This window comes from Sorangium sp. So ce1153, assembly GCF_051521595.1.
Taxonomy (GTDB): domain Bacteria; phylum Myxococcota_A; class Polyangia; order Polyangiales; family Polyangiaceae; genus Sorangium.
Window position 1 is genome coordinate 4523610 of sequence record NZ_CP150361.1, and the last position, 15251, is coordinate 4538860.

The window sequence follows — 15251 nt, forward strand, 5'->3', positions numbered from 1 at the left end:
GCTAATTAACCGTGACCAGGTAACCCACGCGACGAAAGGAACCGCCATGCCCATCCTCGATGTCAAGCTCAGCGCCGAGCCCAGCCCGGAGCTCATTCACCGGACGACCGAGATCTTGCTCGATCTCACCACGCGGATCCTGCGCAAGAAGCGAGAGTTGACCGCGATCACCTTCGACTTCGTGCGTCCCGAGCACTGGGTGGTGGGCGGCAGGACCCTCGCCGAGCAGGGCAAGCGCAGCTTCTACTTCGATATCAAGATCGTCGACGGCACCAACACCAAGGACGAGAAGGCGGCCTACATCGCCGCGGCCTTCGAGGCGTTCGCAGGGCTGCTCGGCGATCTGCACGACGAGAGCTACATCCACGTGCACGACGTCCGCGCAGAGGCCTATGGCTACGGCGGGCTCACGCAGGAATACCGCTACGTGCGCGGCAAGCTCCTGCCCGGATGAGCCACCGCGGTCGCCTCGTCTGGTGATCCATCGGGCGAGCCTGGTACAGGTGGAGCAGGAGGCTCTCCCTGCAGGTGACTCGGCGGCTCTCGCTCCTGTCGTTTGCGCCGGTGGCGCTGCTCGCGGCGTCGTGCGGTCGCGCCGCCGGGCCAGCCCCGGCGTCGGTCGCGCCGGTGTCGATCGCGCTCCCTCCCGCCCCGGTGGCGCCGCCATCACGCGCCGCGGTCGCTCCGCCGGCCGCCGCGGTCGATCCGTCGGCCCCGCTGGCGTTGCCGGCCGCCGAGATCCCGCCTGCGGCCTGGCTCGAGCCGCCGCTCCTGGAGCCGGAGCGCGCGCGCGCCGACCGGGACCTGTTCAGCGGCCACCGCGAGGTCGCCCTCGGCACGCACGTCGCGGTCTTCGCCGCGACCGGAGACGGCGCCGGCGCCGCGGGCACGCCCGGCGCCGCGGGCACGCCCGGCGCCGCGGGCACGCCGGGCGCCGCGGGCACGCCCGGCGCCGCGGGCACGGCGGTCGCCGCGACAGGCTCCGGCCTCGGCCCCTTCGCGGTCCACGAGGAGCTCGGCGTCGTCGGCCCCCTGAAGCTGCCCGCGCGCTCAACCTGGGTCGGCGTCGCCGGCCTGCGGGGCGACGCCCTCTACGCCGCCACGCCGGAGGGGGCCCTCCACCGCGCCGCCGAGGTCCGCGACGCGCTCCGGCCGGACGGCTTCGAGCCGCGCGGCAGCGTCCCCGGCGCGACGGCCTGGGACGCCGCTGGCGGCCTCGTGGCGGCGGCGGCGGGGGAGCGCGTCAGCGTCACCGCGGACGAGGGCCGCAGCTTCACCTCGGCCGTCGTCGCGCCGGGCAAGGCGGTGCGCGCGGTGCTCGTGCGGCCCGATGGCGTGCTCGCGGCCGTCGTCGAGGGGCCCGCACGCGGGCAGCGCCCGGCGGCGCCCGACACGTTCCTCTCGTCGGATCGCGGGCAGACCTGGGCCCGCTCCCCGTTCCAGCCGCGCGCGGTCGAGCGCGCCGGCTCCTGGATCTGGAACGGCGATCCGGTCTGCCCGGCCGTGCTCAGCCGCAACGGCCGGGAGTGGACCAGGGCCGCTCCCGCCGAGCTGCTGTACCGCAGGCAGACCTTCGGCGCCGCGCTGTACCTCTCCACCGCGATCCGGGCCCATGCGCCCGGCTCCCTCCGCTCCGCCGTCGCCCCGCCGGCGCCCGAGCCGCCGGCGCGAGGCGCCGCGGCGGTCGGACGGGAGCCGCCCTGCAAGGCCGACGACGAGGGAGGCGGCGTCGTGAGCGGCATCACGGGCGGGTACGGCGCCCCATGCGAAGGCGCGCTGTGCCTGCTCTCGCGCGTCCCGCCGCGACCGCCACCGACGCGCACCTCGGTCGCCACGTTCGGCGACGGCGTCTGCGATCCGGCGCGCGTGCCGCCGGGCGGCGCCTGTGCCGCGCACCTCGCGCGGCCGCCCACGTTCGCGGTCGTCGACCGCGCCGCGGGCACCGTGACGCCCGTCGCGGCGCCGGAGGGGTGCCCGCAGCCGGTCGCGCTGCGCAACGCGGCCGGCGTCGGCGTGCTGGTCTGCCGGGGCGGCGGCGGGGGCGCGGCGCTCTTCGTGCGGGCGGGCGCGCAGGGCCCGTGGCGCGCCGAGGGGGAGCACGCGATCCCGGCCGAGAAGGTCGAGCAGATCGTCGCGGCGCCGGACGGCACGCTGCTCCTGCTCGGGCCGAAGCCGCCCGCGAGCGTCGCGAGCGCCGGCCGACGCGAGCCGCTGCTGGCCCTCGTGCGCAGCCCGTTGCCGCCGGGCGCGGCGCAGGCGTGGCGGCGGGTCGCGGTGCCGGACGGCGTGGCGGTGCTGCCGGCTCCGGGCGGCGCGGCGCTCCTCGCGAGCTCGCCGGCGGCGCCGGCGGGCGGGCGGCTCGATCTGGCGCTGGATCGCCCGGGTCACCCGGTGCTCGTCCTGGCGCGCAAGGTGGAAGTCTCGCAGAACCTGGCGCAGATGGCGCTGCGCGACGGGCGGGTGCGGTTCCGGGTGGTCCCGAAGCCGGCGCCGGACGCGCAGGGACGGCGCTGGCCCGCGCCAGAGCCGCGGGAAGCGCGCTGGCATGTGCTGACCCACGGCGGCGAGCTCGTCCCCGAGCCGCACGGACACTGACGATCTGCCGGGCGAGCCGACGCGTGGGTCGAGCTCGCTCTGGACACTGACGATCCGCTGGGCAACCTGATTCAAGGTCGAGCTCGCTCGATATGTCGCCTTATCCCTTGCTCGCTTTGCCGGCTCACCCGATCGAAGCCGCTCCCCTGAGGACAGCGCTCCTCACCTGAGGACAGCCCGCCTCGACGCGCGCGGTCCCGCGACACTGCGGGCATAGCGGGGAGGCCTGTCCGCGCGCGCCCACGGGGATCCAGGCCGGAGTTCGACATCGCGAACGCCGGCACGTTGTTTGTTGACCCGCGTCCGTATACGGCAGCGCGGCCGCTCGTGCCGTGCTGCGGCGAGGCGGGCTCGCGCCTGCCTGCCGGGATCGAGCGATCCACGAAAGGAAGAAGGTATGTCCCTCTCGCGTGCCCAGGTGCAGTTCCTCGCCCGCGCGGCCGCCATCTATGGCTACCCGATGGTCGCGAACTACAGCCTGATGTACAACAACTTCGTCGCGCACGGCCACCCGTTCAACCAGTTCAGGAACGCGACGTCGCTCGCCACCCCCGAGACGAACGTCGTCACGCCCAACAACGACACGCTCCACTCGCAGGCGTGGCTGGACCTGCGCGCCGAGCCGTACGTGCTGTCCGTGCCGGCGATCAAGGACCGCTATTACAGCTTCCAGCTGGTCGACTACTTCACGAACAACATCGGCTACATCGGCACGAACGAGGGGGAGCTCGCCGCGGCCAGCTACCTGATCGCGGGCCCCGGCTGGGAAGGGGCCGTCCCGGGCGTCGCGAAGACGATCCAGAGCCAGAGTCGATTCGTGTATGTCCTCGGCCGGACGCAGGTGAAAGGCGAGGCGGACCTGCCGAGCGTGCAGGCGCTCCAGGAGCGGTACCGGCTCACGCCGCTCCACAGGTTCCTCGAGCGACCAGCTCCTCCCGCGGCGCCGGCGCTCACATTTCCCCGGATCTCGCTGCCGCAGCAGTACACCCCGACGCTGCCTGGCTTCTTTCACCTCGTGAACAGGTGTCTGACCGCCTTCCAGGCGCCGCCGCGCGTCGACGAGCGTCTGGTGCGGGCGTTCGCGGCGATCGGCGTCGGTCCAGGCAAGACGTTCAACCTGGATGCGTTCCCGCCGGACCTCCAGCAGGCGCTGGTCCAGGGGGTCGCCAGCGCCTATTACGATGTGATCCGGGCGCGCGCGGGGAACGGCGACGACGACTGGAGCATCCCCCCGAGGGACACGCGGGTCTTCGGCCACGGCTGGCGGGACTACCGGAAGCGGGCCCAGGCCGCTCACCGCCACATCTACATGAACTCGCCCCGGGAGGCCGTGTATCCGCTCGCCTACCACGACGCTGTCGGCGGGGTCTTGACCGGCGAGCTGAGCTACACGATGCGCTTCGAGGAGGGCGGGCTGCCGCCCGCGAAGGCGTTCTGGTCGCTGTCGATGTACGACCAGAGCACGATGGGCTTCGTCCCCAACCCGATCGAGCGCTACTCCCTCGGATCGGACTCCGATCTTGCCCAGGCGGAGGACGGCTCCGTGACCCTCTACATCCAGCGCGAGGCGCCCTCCACGAACCCCGCCGATCCCACCCTGCGCAACTGGTTGCCGGCGCCGGAGTCCGAGTTCTATCTCGTGCTCCGGGTGTACATGCCGGAAGACCAGAGTTGGGGCCCGGAGCCCTACGAGGTGCCGCCGCTCAACCCGATCTTGCCCGCGCCGTAGCTCGCTGCACGAGGGCTCCCCGGCCGACGCCTGCCCGCGCGCCGGCAGCCAGGCCGCCCACCCGCGCCGCCGCGCAGCACCGCGAGCCATCCCCCCACCCTCACGTCTGAGCCCCAGTAGCACGAATTTGAAAATTCGTGCTACCACGCCACAGAAGTGTGTTACATGACGGTCCTCTCGGCCCCGCCGTTGCGGGGGTCGACCGGTTCGTGATGGCAGAGGAGCTCAGAAAGATGACGTCTCGACTCATCGGTGCGCTGTGCGGCGCTCTCGTCTCTGTGGTTGTGCTCGGCTGCGGCAACGACGATTCCGACGAGGCCCAAGCTGTTCCCGAGGAGCCAAACAAGGATGTCCCCTACCTCGGCGTGGACGGCGAATTCACGTCGGATCCGCTGGCCGCAGCGTGCCCCGACGACCCGCGCAATCCAGGGCGAGTCGTCCTCCATCAGATGAAAGAGTTCTCGTTCTACAGCGACCGAGAAGGCGAGACGCCGCTCGCGGAGCAGTGCGGATACGCCTACGAGGGGTTCGCTCCGGATCCCCACTACTTCCCGGAGACCCCGGAATCCGTGTGGCTTCAGTTCGCGCTCACCTCCGGCGGAGATGGCTGCGAGCCCTTCCACTACGTGATCATGCGCCCACCCCACGGTGACGGCGCTGTGAAGCACATGCACCTGCGGTACGGGGACGCCGCGACCAGCTTCGCGGGACTGCTCGCCATGAGCGACGGCGACGACAGCGACGCGGACAACTGCAACCCCTGGTGGAGCGTGTATTGCTCCGCCGGGAGCGAGGGCTGCGACAACTGAGGGAGACCTCCCTCCCGCTCGCCCCGCGCCGCCCACGCGCTGCGCCAGACCATCCCGTGGAGGAACGCACGATGCTTGACGTGAAAGAAGCTATCTCCAGGCTATCAGAGAGCGTGTTCGAGCACGAAGCGCTCAGGAACGACTTCTACAGCGCCTGGATGTCGGCGATGCTCGACCTCGAACGCGTGGAGATCTTCGCGCGCAACTACATGGTTCGCACGACGAACACGAGCACCATGGTGGCGCTCTCGTTCCTGGGCACCCGCGATCTGGCTGCCCGGGTCGAGATCGTGAAGAATCTGCACTCCGAGTTCGGCTACGGCAACCCGAAGAAGGCGCACATCGTTCTCCTGGAGAAGTTCTTGACGCAGCTGCTGTCGCGCCTCGCCGGCCGCGACTACCAGCTCGCCGAGCTGGAGCGGCTCCCGATCCTGCCCACCACGTCGCGGTTCGTCGCCGAGCAGCGACGGCTTTACACCGATCCCAGCGAGCGCATCGTCCTCGGTACCCTGCTCGCTCAGGAATGGCTCGCCTACTCGATGCTGACCCGGCTGTACGAGGGGGCCCGCAACTACCGTCATCTCTTCCGTACGCTGGATGAGTTCCACGAGAATTGCGAATACTTTTACGTGCACATCGGCGAGGCGGAGAAGGATCACAAGGAGCAGGCCGTGATCTCGGCCAACCAGGTCTGCCGGAGCGACGCCGATCTCGCCGAGCTGAAGAGCGGATTCGAGCGCTTCCTGGAGATCACGGCCGACTTCTGGCGCGGCATACACGAGGAGATGAGCCGGATCCGCGTCGCTGCCTGAAGGCTGCCTGAGCATGGAGCGCAGGACAGCGGCAGCCGTGGCGGTCACGATCCTGTGCTGGGCGTCGTCGCCCACCGGCATCCGCCTCGGGCTCACCGGTTACTCGCCAGGCCACGTCGCGTTGATGCGGTTCATCCTCGCCTCGTGCGTGATGTGCATCTATGCGGCGTGGGCCGGCATCCGGGTCCCTCGCGCGGGAGACCTGCTGCGGCTCGGGGCGCTCGGGGTCTTCGGGGTCGGGCTCCACCACGTCGCGCTGAACTTCGGACAGCGCGGGATCAGCGCCGGGGCCTCGAGCCTGCTGGCGCAGTCCACCCCTCTCTTCACGGCGATCCTCTCCCGGATCCTGCTCGGGGAGCGCCTTGGCAGGCTCGGCTGGGCAGGCCTCGTCCTGGGGTTCACGGGGGTCGCGAGCGTTGTGCTCGGGAGGAGCCGGGGGACCAGCGTCGAGCCGGCGGGGCTGCTCGTGGTGGTGGCGGCGCTCTCCTGGAGCGTCTACTTCGTCCTGCAGAAACCGCTCCTGCAGCGGTACAGCCCGCTGGAGCTCACGTGCTACACGGTCTGGAGCGGAACCGCGCTGCTCGCCGGCTTCTCGCGCGGGCTCTGGGCCGAGGTCCTGCGGGCCCCGCTCGCGGCGACGGTCGCGGTGGCCTACCTCGGCGCGTTCCCGAGCGCCGTCGCGTACGTGGCCTGGTCGTACGCGCTCGCGAGGCTTCCCGTCGGTCGGACCACCAGCCTGCTGTATCTGGTTCCACCGACGGCGATCGCCATCGCCTGGGTCGTGCTGGGAGAGCCGTTGAGCGCAACGGTCGTCACCGGAGGAGCGATCATCCTTCTCGGGATCGGGCTCGTCCAGGCCAGCTCGCGGCCGCGGTGGAACCCGTGGCTCCGCCGCTCCGCCTTCAACAAAGATCCCGAGTATCGCTGCCACCAGAACACGGGGTGAAGGCCGTCAGGACCTCGACGTCGGGCCGCGCTGTCTGCTCGGGTGCGAGGTACGCCGCGCGGACGACGGCCGCCGCGGTCCGCGTCGAAGCGGCCGGTGTCGAGCTCCCGGAGCACCAGCGCGCCGCGGCCGGCATCGAGGTGGCCGGCGTCGAGTTCCTGGAGCGCTGAGCGACCGGATCATCTCCTCCAGGGAGAAGCGCCACCAAGTCGACCAGCGCCGCCGAGCCCGCCGGCGCGTCGCGCTTGCCGATCCTATTCGGGGAAACGGAGCGTCTCGTACTTGCTGCCGTCCTGCCCCGTCACCGTCTCGCCGGACCAGTCCCAGCTCGTGCCGCCCGTGCCCGACGGTCCCAGCTCGTACGTGACCCCCTCGAGCGTGAGCTGCGTGTCGTCGAGGTGGGCGATGCCGATCGAGTCGCCGCCACGCCCGGGGCCGCCGTAGCCGCCGGGCCCCCCTTCGCCGCCGCTGCTGCCGTCACAGCCCCACGTGCCGTCTCCCAGGGCGCCCCCTGGAGCGCCTCGGCCACCTCGGCCGCCTTCCTCGGGGGGCCCGCCGTCGCCTCCCGGTCCGGCCTCGCGCGTCCTGATCACGCTGTCGCGCAGGGTCACCTTGGCGTGGAGCGCGACGATGGCGATGGTCGGGTGCGCGTTCTCGCCCCCTCGGCCGCCTCGCCCACCGCAGCCGCCGGCGCCGCCGGAGCCGCCGCCGGCGCCTCCCTTGGACGCCGCACCGCACACCGAGAGCCCGCCCCGACGGCCGCCACCCCCGCCGCCGCCCTGGCCCGGCATGCCCCTGCTTCCATCGTCGGCCTTGCCCCCTTCCCACCCTGTCTCGGTGATGCGCCCGATGCCGTCGCCGGCGGCGCCGACCACACCGGGCTCGCCGTGGAGCGCAACATGACCTCCCTGGCAATAGGTGCCTGCCACGTCCCCGTCGCCGCCCCGCCCGTACGTCGGCTTGGACGGCGCGAACGGCTGCCCGTCCTCGCCGTCGCCAGCGCCGTCGGGAAGCCCGTCCCCTCCCTTCCCACCGACGCTCGGGATTCCTCCCTCGCACGGGTTCACCGCCGCAGCCCCGCCAGGGACGACAGCGGCCGAGCACGACTCGCCTCCGTACTGCCCATCGGGTCCCTCCGCTGCCTGGTTCGGCCAGGGCCATTTCTCGCCATCGCGGCCATTCCATCCGTAGTCGGACTTGATATCGCTCCGGAGGAACTCCACGGCCGTGTTGGAGCGGACCAGTACCGCGATCGGACCGTTCGCGTTGAACCGCACGTCGACGATCGTCGATACCCCGTCCGCGGCCCCCGTGTCGGTGTCGGTCGCCGGCACGACGGTCAGGAGGATGTCAAACTCTCTTGTTATCTGATGCGTCGGGCTCCCGCCGGGCTCATGATTCCAGTACAAGCAGTTGTATCCGCCGATGAGATCCACGCCCGACGGCAGCGTGAGGGGATCGAAGAACCCGTCGTTGCATGCGAAGACGCGCCCTCGTCCGCCACGCGCGAGCTCGACACCGCGCTGCAGCGTGCGCACCGGCTTGTCCCTCGTGCCGGGGTTTGCGTCGTCCCCGTTGCCGAAGGAGCCAGCGACGAACACACCGCACCCATCCTCCAGCACATGGTCGGCGAGACGCTCGAGACAGACCGACTCCGGCGGCGGCTCGCCTTGGCACGACGACGCGCCGTCGCACGCCGTTCCGCCTGGGTCATTCGGGCCCGATGCGGTGCCGCAGCCGCTCGCGACGAGCAACAGCGTAGGGGACAGGCAGATCGCCCTTGTGATTCTCATGGTTCTTCCTCGATGTTGAAGCAGGGGGGTTCGGGCTCTTCAACGGGGCGGCGCAGGATCGGGTGCATCGAACTGAGCGTAGGGCAGGGACTGGCCCTTTTCGCCCTGGCCCAGGGGGTCGTCGGGAGGTGCGTTGCCTGCAGGACCGCCATCACCAGCGGTTCCAGGGCGGAGGGGGGCGTCTGGACCGAGGCTCACATAGGCAGCGAGGGAAGCGACGCCGTAGGAGGGGCCCCCGAGGCCGCCGCCTGCATCGCCCCCATGGCCGCCGTTGCCTCCCTTGCCCCCGGGACACGCGGGCCACATGTCACCGACACCGGGAGCAGGCTTTCCACCATAGCCGCCGTGTCCACCGCCGCCGCCCGGTTGGCCCGTTCCGCCCACCCCACCGCGGCCGCCGTTGCCCGCGGCTACCTGGGTCGCCTCGAGCGTCAGCGCGCTCCCCTGCAATGCGACGATGCCGATGCTCGCCCCGCCGTAGCCGCCGCCCTTGCCCCCCCGGCCACCGCAGCCCCCACTGCCGCCCGAGCCGCCGGCCGCCCCGCCCTGAGGGCTGCCCGCCCGGCACGCGACCATGTCGCCTCGTCCTTTGCTTCCGCCTCCGCCGCCACCACCTTGGCCAACGCCGCCCTTCTTCCCGTCCTCACCGCGGATGCCGACCCATCCGTCTTCGGTGAGGTAGCCTCTGCCCTCCGCGCCGGCAGCGCGATCGGCGTCAGCGCCATCAGCGCCGGCGTCGCCTTCATCGCATCTCGCGACGTCCGCTCCGGTCCCTCCAGAACCGTTGTCTTCCAGGTTCTCCGCCGGCTCCGGCTGCCCCGAAGCGCCATCGCCGCCCACGTCGAGCCCGCCGTCGCCGCCGTATCCGCCGATCGACTCGATACCGTCGTCGCACAGGGTCACGACGGGCAGAGCGCCCGTCGCAAAGTCCGCCGTGCAGGCGTCCGCGCCATCGTTCCCCAGCACGCCATCATCCGCCCGGACGCTGAGCGCGTCCTCGCCCGCCTCGCCATCCTTGCCGTTCCCCGCGAAGACCTCGCTCTCGACCACCTTCACCTTCGCGCCGGGGCTCAAGAGCACCGCGATCGACGACTTGCCGTCGCTCGCGGAAGCATCCGCCGCGACGACGCGCATGCCGAAGATCGTCGACGCCGCTCCATCATCCCCGACGACCCGCAGCGGAACCCCCACGGGCGGTGCGATGGTGGTCGGGGAATTGGCTCCGTCGAACGACCACCCGTACGCCCAGCCGCCATCGTCACAGCGGCGGCCTCCCCAGAGGTGGACCCCTGAGATCAGGGTCACCTCTTCCTCGAACGTCTCGCCGCAGGCGTAGACGTGGTGCAGGCCTCGCGCTTGCGCCTCCACGATCGCCTGCTGCAGCGAGGTGAACGGATCGAGCCGGGTACCGGTGCGCGGGCCATCCCCCCCAGCGCTGGCGCTGACGAACACCCCGCATTCGTCCATCACGGGGCCCACGCTGGGCTCGATCACCTCACAGGGCGACTTCGGGGGGGCGAGGCACATCCGGTCGTCGCCGCACTCCTCCGCGTACATGCAGCCCGAGAGCGTTCCCGCGCCGCCCGTCGAGAGAGCAGCAAGGGCGCACAGCCGTCGCAGATGTCGCCACTGGAGAAAACGCATGTCGTCGGCTCCTCGATCACCACGTGCCATACGCCACGAGGCCCACCTGCTGCGGCGCTGCGACCGGCGAGAACGCGACGCGGGCGCTCGTGGGCTCGGCGCGGTTGAAAGCGAGATCCGTGAAGAACGAAGCGACGGTCGCGGCCCCGATGACACCGCTCGCGACCATCAGCGCCGTGCCGAGCGCGGCGAACTGATCTCGCTGTCGTCGGAGGCGCGCCAGCTCGGAGCACGTCGCAGGCGGCGATGGGTCCCGGCAAGCCCACGATGTGACGCCGAGCTCGTCGAGCTTGCGGTTGTGCTCGTCGAGATCGCCGTCGGCCGACCGCGCATGGATCATGAACAGGGCCCCGAAGGAAGCCGTCGCCGTGGTCAGGCCGATGCCGGCGATGCGCAGCGTCCCCGGCCACGAAGCCCACGGCCCAGGCGGCTGCGCGTGCGCCGTGGGGGCGGTGCTCGAGGGCGCAGGTGCCGGGGCCGCGGCTTGCCTGGAGCTGCCTGCCACCGTGCGCGGCAGCTGCATCGTGATCTCGTGCTCCGCGGCCGCCACGGCACGCAGTTGATGAAGCGCCTCCTCCCGGCCGGGCGCGCGCGCCCGCACCATGTGGTGGCCAGGCTCGAGGAACAGCTTGTAAGTCCGCGCCGTCCGGCCGATGGCTCTGCCGTCGACGAGGACCTCGGCATCCGGTGGATCCACGGCGAGGATGAGCGTCGCGACGTACGTCGCTGCTTTGCGCCGCCCTTCGTCGAATCTTCTTTCCTGCGCCGGAGGAGGCGCCTCGCGTTGGTGAAGGCTGAAGTCCAGGTGTTCGGCCGCATCCGTGTAGCGGCCCAGCGCGAGCTCACACAGCCCGAGCTCCCCGGCGATCTCTGCCCGCTCTCGCGCGCTGCCAGGCGCGGCGACGAGCGCCTCGAGCGCCGCCTTGTAGGCGGCTTGTGCCTCGGCCAACCGTCCCGCATCGCGTGCCCGACGAGCACGGCGAACATGCTCCTTCACCGATGAACCGTCGCTTGGCCGTGGCTCCGGGTAGAACTCCTCAGCGCTGGCCGAGATCGTGAAGCCGGTTACGACTCCAAGGAAAAGTAAACTCGCGAACGCATGCGCGACGCAACGCATGCAGGGACCGTACTTACGCCGGCGTTACGGCGTCAATGCCTCGGAAATCGCCGTTGCAAGTGCCTGGAAGTGAGAAGAGAGAAACCGAAGCCGGAACGCCGTCATCCGCCCTACGTGTAGAGCGTCGACCAGGACGAGCCCGCCATCTGTCCTACACCATGCTACCAAAGTCGACGTGCCGTGCATTTTCCTGAACCCTTCCAGGGGGCTCAGGTGTGCTGCCTTCTGTGGCCAAGCGAGCGACCGTCTCCCCGGCGTTCGATCTCTTCTGGCGCCTCGCCCGCTGCCGGGGTGTCTCGGCGCAAAGCGCGGAGGGAAGAGGACGCCTGCGTGCCGCTCGCCGTCGGGTTCGGCCGCTGTGATTCACGGACAGCCTGGCGCAGGTCGTCGAGCGCGAGCTTCTGGACATAGCCGGCCACCGAGCTCCCGCCATGCTCCGCATGGGGGCTGCTCGAGTGCCACCGGCCGGCCAGGGCCCTGCGACACGATGTCGCGCTGGTCGCCGCGCGCCCCTGAGCGCTCCGAGGCAACGATACGCTGCATCGTTCGACGGGATGCGACACCGTGACGCATTGTCCGTCTCAGCTTGCATCACCTAATGTCGCGCGCATGGCACACGAGGTCCTCTGCTCCACGTCTCCAGGGTCATCATCGGCCGGCGACGAGGCGCCGGTCCGCCGGCGCGGGCTCCTCCGGTCGGTGCAGATCGGGCTCTGCGTCTCTGCGCTGGCGGGGCTCGCCTTCTTTGGCGTGATGTCGCGCGTGCGCGAGGCGCCTGCCTCGCCCCCCGTGCTCGGCGAGATGCCGGCGTTCTCGATGACGGATCAGGACGGTCGCCCCGTCACGCGGGAGTCGCTCCGCGGGCAGACGCTCATCGTCGACTTCTTCTACGCGAGCTGTCCCGTATCGTGCCCGAGGCTCTCGGCGCAAATGGCGGCGTTTCAGGAGCGGCTCGCCCAGCGCAGCGAGGCGCGCGGACAGGCGCTCCCCGTCCACCTGGTCTCGATCACGCTGGACCCGGAGAACGACACACCCGACGTGCTGCGCTCGTACGCCGCGCGTTACAGCAGCGGCCGTGGGGCCTGGTCGTTCCTCTCTGGTCGGAGCGAGGAGCTGAATCGCGTGGTGGTGAAGGGGTTCAAGATCCGCTTCGAGCGAGCCGACCCGTCGGCCGGGCTCGGCGCAATCATGCACGGGGAATGGTTCGTCCTGGTCGACGGGCTCGGTCGCGTCCGTGGCTACTACCAGATCGGCGACGAAGAGCGGATGAACGAGCTCGTCCGCGACGCGGAGCGACTGGCCTCCAAGGAGCTGACATGAACCGAGCGATGTGCTCTCGCCTCCGCGCCGCGCATCTCGCGCGGTCCCTGCTGCTCGGGGCGGTGATCGCGACGAGCCTCACGGTCTCGTGCTCGACGGCATCCACCGCCGCTCCGCGCGTCCACCATGCGACCGGGGCCGTCCGCTCGCTCGGCCCGGGGCGCGCCTACGTCAACATCGCGCACGACGACATCCCGGGCTACATGAGCGCGATGACGATGTCTTTCGAACCCCAGAGCCCGTCGCAGCTCGACGGTATCGAGGTCGGCGATCGCATCGCCTTCGACTTCTTCGAGACGGAGGACGCACGCCGTGTCCTTACGCGGGTCGAGAAGCGCAGGTGAGCCGACTGCACGGGCCGGGCGCGTGAATGGGGGCCACGCGCTCGGCGCCGCCTTGAGCGCCGCGGGGCTGGGGATCGTCACCCTCGCGGCGCTCTCCTTCGCTCCGCCGGCGAACGCCGCCTTCGCCGTTCACGGCATCGAGCTCGGGATGACGGCGAGCGAGGTCGTGCGGCGCTTCGACGCTGGGCCGACCGGCCGCTGGAGCGAGGCCCCGGGCTGCGCCGGGCCTTCGATCGAATGGTCGCGGGGCGAGACGGCGCCCGCCAGGGCGCCCCTCTCTGCGCGCTTCGAGTTTCACGAGGGCTTGCTCATGGCCGCGCGGGTCCGCGTGACGCCCGAGGACCCGAGCGCGCGCGGCGCGCGGCTCGAGACCTCCGCCCAGTTCGTGCTCGCGCGTGAGGGGCGGGACGACGGCTCCTCGTTGATCGTGCTCCTCGCCCGCGGCTGCCCCGAGCACGAGGCGGAGGTCGAGCAGCTCCTCGGCGGCAGCCCCGGAACGCGCTGAGGCGGCGCCGACCACGCACCGCCTCAGCCCCGGAACGCGCTGAGGCGGCGCGGACCGCGCGCCCTTCACTCCACCCGGAAGAGCTCCTGCGCCTCGGGATGCAGCGTCCCTTCGGCGATATCGATACCGAGCCGTTCGAAGATGGCGGCGCACTCCGGATCATCCGTGCCGGACATGCAACCAGGCGCGCCGCCGCCATCCGTGGAGAGAGCACTCACGACAGCCCGTCGTAGGTCGCCTGTGGGACCTTGCCGCGGACCTCACCGTTCGTCGGCTCGGTGCCGTTCGCGCAGGCGTCGGTCTTGTCCTCGAAATCAACATCGCTGAACGTGACATGATGACGCAGGGAAGAGACGCGCTTGGTCCATTCGAGCTTCCCCCCCGCGCTGACAACGGCGAACCATACCGACAGATGTTTTCCAGACCATCTCCGCCTGGATGCTCGCCTTAGCCGCAGCATCCGCGCGATGGGATCGTAAGTGGAACCCGAGAATTACAGCTCAAGCGTCAAACAGCTGGTCGAGCGAATTGAATGGCGCATTGTACCACCAAGCAAGAGCCGAGCTGTCTTGGTGAACTGCCATCGGAACCGAGCGGGGAGGGGCTAGCCGACGGCGGGCGCGCCGCTCGGCGCAGCGCCGGGAGCCAGTGGGGCCGCCGTGCCGGACGGCGCGGCACCGGGGGCCAGCGGTGCGGCCGTACCTGCCGGCGTGACCGGGGCCGGCGCGCCGGGCGACGGCGTCGGCCCGGCCGGGGCCACCGTGCCCGGCGACGCTGCCGGCCCGGCCGGGGCCTCGCCCGGCGGCGCCGCCGTGCTGTCGGTGGACGATGACGCCCGGCCCGTGCGTCCCTTGTAGAGGGACGGGGCGATCTCGTCGGCGTCCCCCTCGTCCCAGCGCAGGAAGGCGACGGCGCGGCGGAGCTGGTCGTAAGCACGGACGAGCAGCGCGAAGGCGCGCGCCCGCTTGTCCGCGGCCTCGGTCGGCCCGGGGCCCTTTCCGTGCTCCCTGACGCCGAGGGCGGCGAGCAGCTGCGGCCCGATCTCCCCGGCGCGCTTCACCTCTTCCTCGGTCGCCGCCGTCTTGCCGGCGATCTCGGACCAGCTTGCGCTGAAGAGCGCCGAGAGCGCCACGAGGTCGTTGGCCGTGTCGATGTATCCCTGACCCGCGCGGATGTCCGCGACCGTCTCCGCGTCGAGCAAGCCGCGGCGAGCGAGCGCCTCGGCGTCGCCGAGCAGGTTCTCGCGCAGCGGAGCCGCGTCGGCGAGGAGTGGCTTCAGCGCGCTCTCGACATCTCCGCTGGAGAGCGACAGGAGGTGCGCATACCAGGCGGCGAGCGCGTAGGTCTCGAGCCGGTCGACCAGCGCGACGTCGAACGTGGGCAGGTGCTCCGCGATGGCGGGGCGCAGCGCGAGGAGGCCAGGCGAAACGCCGAGCACCTGGGAGACCACGCGGGGGATGTCGAGGTTCACGGGGATGAGCCGGTCCGGGCTCAACGCCTCGATCTCGGCGAGTACCTTGCCGAAAGCCGCCGCCGCCTGGGGCGCGGCCGAGGGCTTCTTGGGAGCCGGCTTTTTCTTGACCGAAGAAGGCTTTGCCATGAGGGGATGACCTCTCGTTTGTCTCCATCGCGGAGCC

At 71.1% G+C, this 15251-nt stretch carries 15 protein-coding genes; 10 read left to right on the plus strand and 5 right to left on the minus strand.

The genetic code is table 11. The annotated features are described in order from the left end of the window. The first annotated feature begins 46 nt into the window (after window positions 1-46). The 7 genes from WME85_RS16125 (at window position 47) to WME85_RS16155 (ending at window position 7061) form a co-directional block, all read left to right on the plus strand. Complete coding sequence (locus WME85_RS16125; RefSeq protein ID WP_437839223.1) at window positions 47-454, plus strand: tautomerase family protein; 408 nt, start codon at window positions 47-49, stop codon at window positions 452-454. A 74-nt stretch (window positions 455-528) separates the two neighbouring features. Next, a complete protein-coding gene (locus WME85_RS16130; protein WP_437839225.1) occupies window positions 529-2595 on the plus strand; it encodes a hypothetical protein in 2067 nt (688 codons plus the stop codon). Between the two features lie 397 nt (window positions 2596-2992). After that, the gene (locus WME85_RS16135) at window positions 2993-4324 is read left to right on the plus strand and encodes a DUF1254 domain-containing protein (RefSeq protein WP_437839227.1); all 1332 of its coding nucleotides are present in this window, start codon (window positions 2993-2995) and stop codon (window positions 4322-4324) included. A gap of 212 nt (window positions 4325-4536) precedes the next feature. Then, window positions 4537-5133 (plus strand): hypothetical protein, encoded by a 597-nt coding sequence (locus WME85_RS16140; RefSeq protein WP_437839229.1) that lies wholly within the window; start codon window positions 4537-4539, stop codon window positions 5131-5133. A gap of 71 nt (window positions 5134-5204) precedes the next feature. Then, window positions 5205-5945, plus strand: coding sequence for an iron-containing redox enzyme family protein (locus tag WME85_RS16145; RefSeq protein ID WP_437839230.1), 741 nt, complete (start codon window positions 5205-5207; stop codon window positions 5943-5945). A gap of 13 nt (window positions 5946-5958) precedes the next feature. Continuing rightward, entirely contained in the window at window positions 5959-6891 is a 933-nt protein-coding gene (locus WME85_RS16150; protein ID WP_437839232.1) for a DMT family transporter, read from the plus strand. Further along, window positions 6888-7061, plus strand: coding sequence for a hypothetical protein (locus tag WME85_RS16155; RefSeq protein ID WP_437839234.1), 174 nt, complete (start codon window positions 6888-6890; stop codon window positions 7059-7061). Before WME85_RS16150 ends, WME85_RS16155 begins: the two co-directional genes overlap by 4 nt. An 84-nt stretch (window positions 7062-7145) precedes the next feature. Here WME85_RS16155 and WME85_RS16160 read toward each other — a convergent pair whose 3' ends face one another. From WME85_RS16160 to WME85_RS16170, 3 genes are read right to left on the minus strand one after another with little or no spacing between them, the layout of a single operon-like run. Continuing rightward, complete coding sequence (locus WME85_RS16160) at window positions 7146-8684, minus strand: hypothetical protein (protein ID WP_437839236.1); 1539 nt, start codon at window positions 8682-8684, stop codon at window positions 7146-7148. A gap of 39 nt (window positions 8685-8723) precedes the next feature. Continuing rightward, window positions 8724-10328 carry a hypothetical protein gene (locus tag WME85_RS16165; protein ID WP_437839238.1) on the minus strand — a complete coding sequence of 535 codons (1605 nt, stop codon included), beginning with the start codon at window positions 10326-10328 and terminating at the stop codon, window positions 8724-8726. 16 nt (window positions 10329-10344) lie between these two features. Further along, the gene (locus WME85_RS16170) at window positions 10345-11445 is read right to left on the minus strand and encodes a PEGA domain-containing protein (RefSeq protein ID WP_437839239.1); all 1101 of its coding nucleotides are present in this window, start codon (window positions 11443-11445) and stop codon (window positions 10345-10347) included. A 609-nt stretch (window positions 11446-12054) separates the two neighbouring features. Here WME85_RS16170 and WME85_RS16175 point away from each other — a divergent pair. Genes WME85_RS16175 through WME85_RS16185 form a run of 3 tightly spaced genes read left to right on the plus strand, consistent with a single transcriptional unit; the run spans window position 12055 to window position 13614 of the window. Then, the gene (locus tag WME85_RS16175) at window positions 12055-12765 is read left to right on the plus strand and encodes an SCO family protein (RefSeq protein ID WP_437839241.1); all 711 of its coding nucleotides are present in this window, start codon (window positions 12055-12057) and stop codon (window positions 12763-12765) included. Beyond that, on the plus strand, window positions 12762-13109 hold the full coding sequence (locus WME85_RS16180) for a copper-binding protein (protein ID WP_437839243.1): 348 nt from the start codon (window positions 12762-12764) through the stop codon (window positions 13107-13109). The genes WME85_RS16175 and WME85_RS16180 overlap by 4 nt, the downstream gene beginning before the upstream one ends. Window positions 13110-13131: 22 nt before the next feature. After that, a complete protein-coding gene (locus WME85_RS16185; protein ID WP_437839245.1) occupies window positions 13132-13614 on the plus strand; it encodes a hypothetical protein in 483 nt (160 codons plus the stop codon). Between the two features lie 214 nt (window positions 13615-13828). On the opposite strand, the gene WME85_RS16190 is transcribed toward WME85_RS16185, so the two are convergent. Both WME85_RS16190 and WME85_RS16195 read right to left on the minus strand, forming a co-directional pair. After that, entirely contained in the window at window positions 13829-14074 is a 246-nt protein-coding gene (locus WME85_RS16190; RefSeq protein ID WP_437839247.1) for a hypothetical protein, read from the minus strand. 144 nt (window positions 14075-14218) lie between these two features. Then, window positions 14219-15214 carry a hypothetical protein gene (locus WME85_RS16195; protein WP_437839249.1) on the minus strand — a complete coding sequence of 332 codons (996 nt, stop codon included), beginning with the start codon at window positions 15212-15214 and terminating at the stop codon, window positions 14219-14221. Window positions 15215-15251 lie beyond the last annotated feature (37 nt).

Excerpts from the sequence above, each read along its gene's own strand:
- WME85_RS16165 (WP_437839238.1), bottom strand. The coding sequence starts at position 10,328 with ATGCGTTTTCTCCAGTGGCGACATCTGCGACGGCTGTGCGCCCTTGCT.
- WME85_RS16170 (WP_437839239.1), bottom strand. The coding sequence starts at position 11,445 with ATGCGTTGCGTCGCGCATGCGTTCGCGAGTTTACTTTTCCTTGGAGTC.
- WME85_RS16140 (WP_437839229.1), top strand. The coding sequence starts at position 4,537 with ATGGCAGAGGAGCTCAGAAAGATGACGTCTCGACTCATCGGTGCGCTG.
- WME85_RS16180 (WP_437839243.1), top strand. The coding sequence starts at position 12,762 with ATGAACCGAGCGATGTGCTCTCGCCTCCGCGCCGCGCATCTCGCGCGG.
- WME85_RS16160 (WP_437839236.1), bottom strand. The coding sequence starts at position 8,684 with ATGAGAATCACAAGGGCGATCTGCCTGTCCCCTACGCTGTTGCTCGTC.
- WME85_RS16145 (WP_437839230.1), top strand. The coding sequence starts at position 5,205 with ATGCTTGACGTGAAAGAAGCTATCTCCAGGCTATCAGAGAGCGTGTTC.
- WME85_RS16190 (WP_437839247.1), bottom strand. The coding sequence starts at position 14,074 with ATGCTGCGGCTAAGGCGAGCATCCAGGCGGAGATGGTCTGGAAAACAT.
- WME85_RS16135 (WP_437839227.1), top strand. The coding sequence starts at position 2,993 with ATGTCCCTCTCGCGTGCCCAGGTGCAGTTCCTCGCCCGCGCGGCCGCC.
- WME85_RS16195 (WP_437839249.1), bottom strand. The coding sequence starts at position 15,214 with ATGGCAAAGCCTTCTTCGGTCAAGAAAAAGCCGGCTCCCAAGAAGCCC.
- WME85_RS16175 (WP_437839241.1), top strand. The coding sequence starts at position 12,055 with ATGGCACACGAGGTCCTCTGCTCCACGTCTCCAGGGTCATCATCGGCC.
- WME85_RS16150 (WP_437839232.1), top strand. The coding sequence starts at position 5,959 with ATGGAGCGCAGGACAGCGGCAGCCGTGGCGGTCACGATCCTGTGCTGG.
- WME85_RS16125 (WP_437839223.1), top strand. The coding sequence starts at position 47 with ATGCCCATCCTCGATGTCAAGCTCAGCGCCGAGCCCAGCCCGGAGCTC.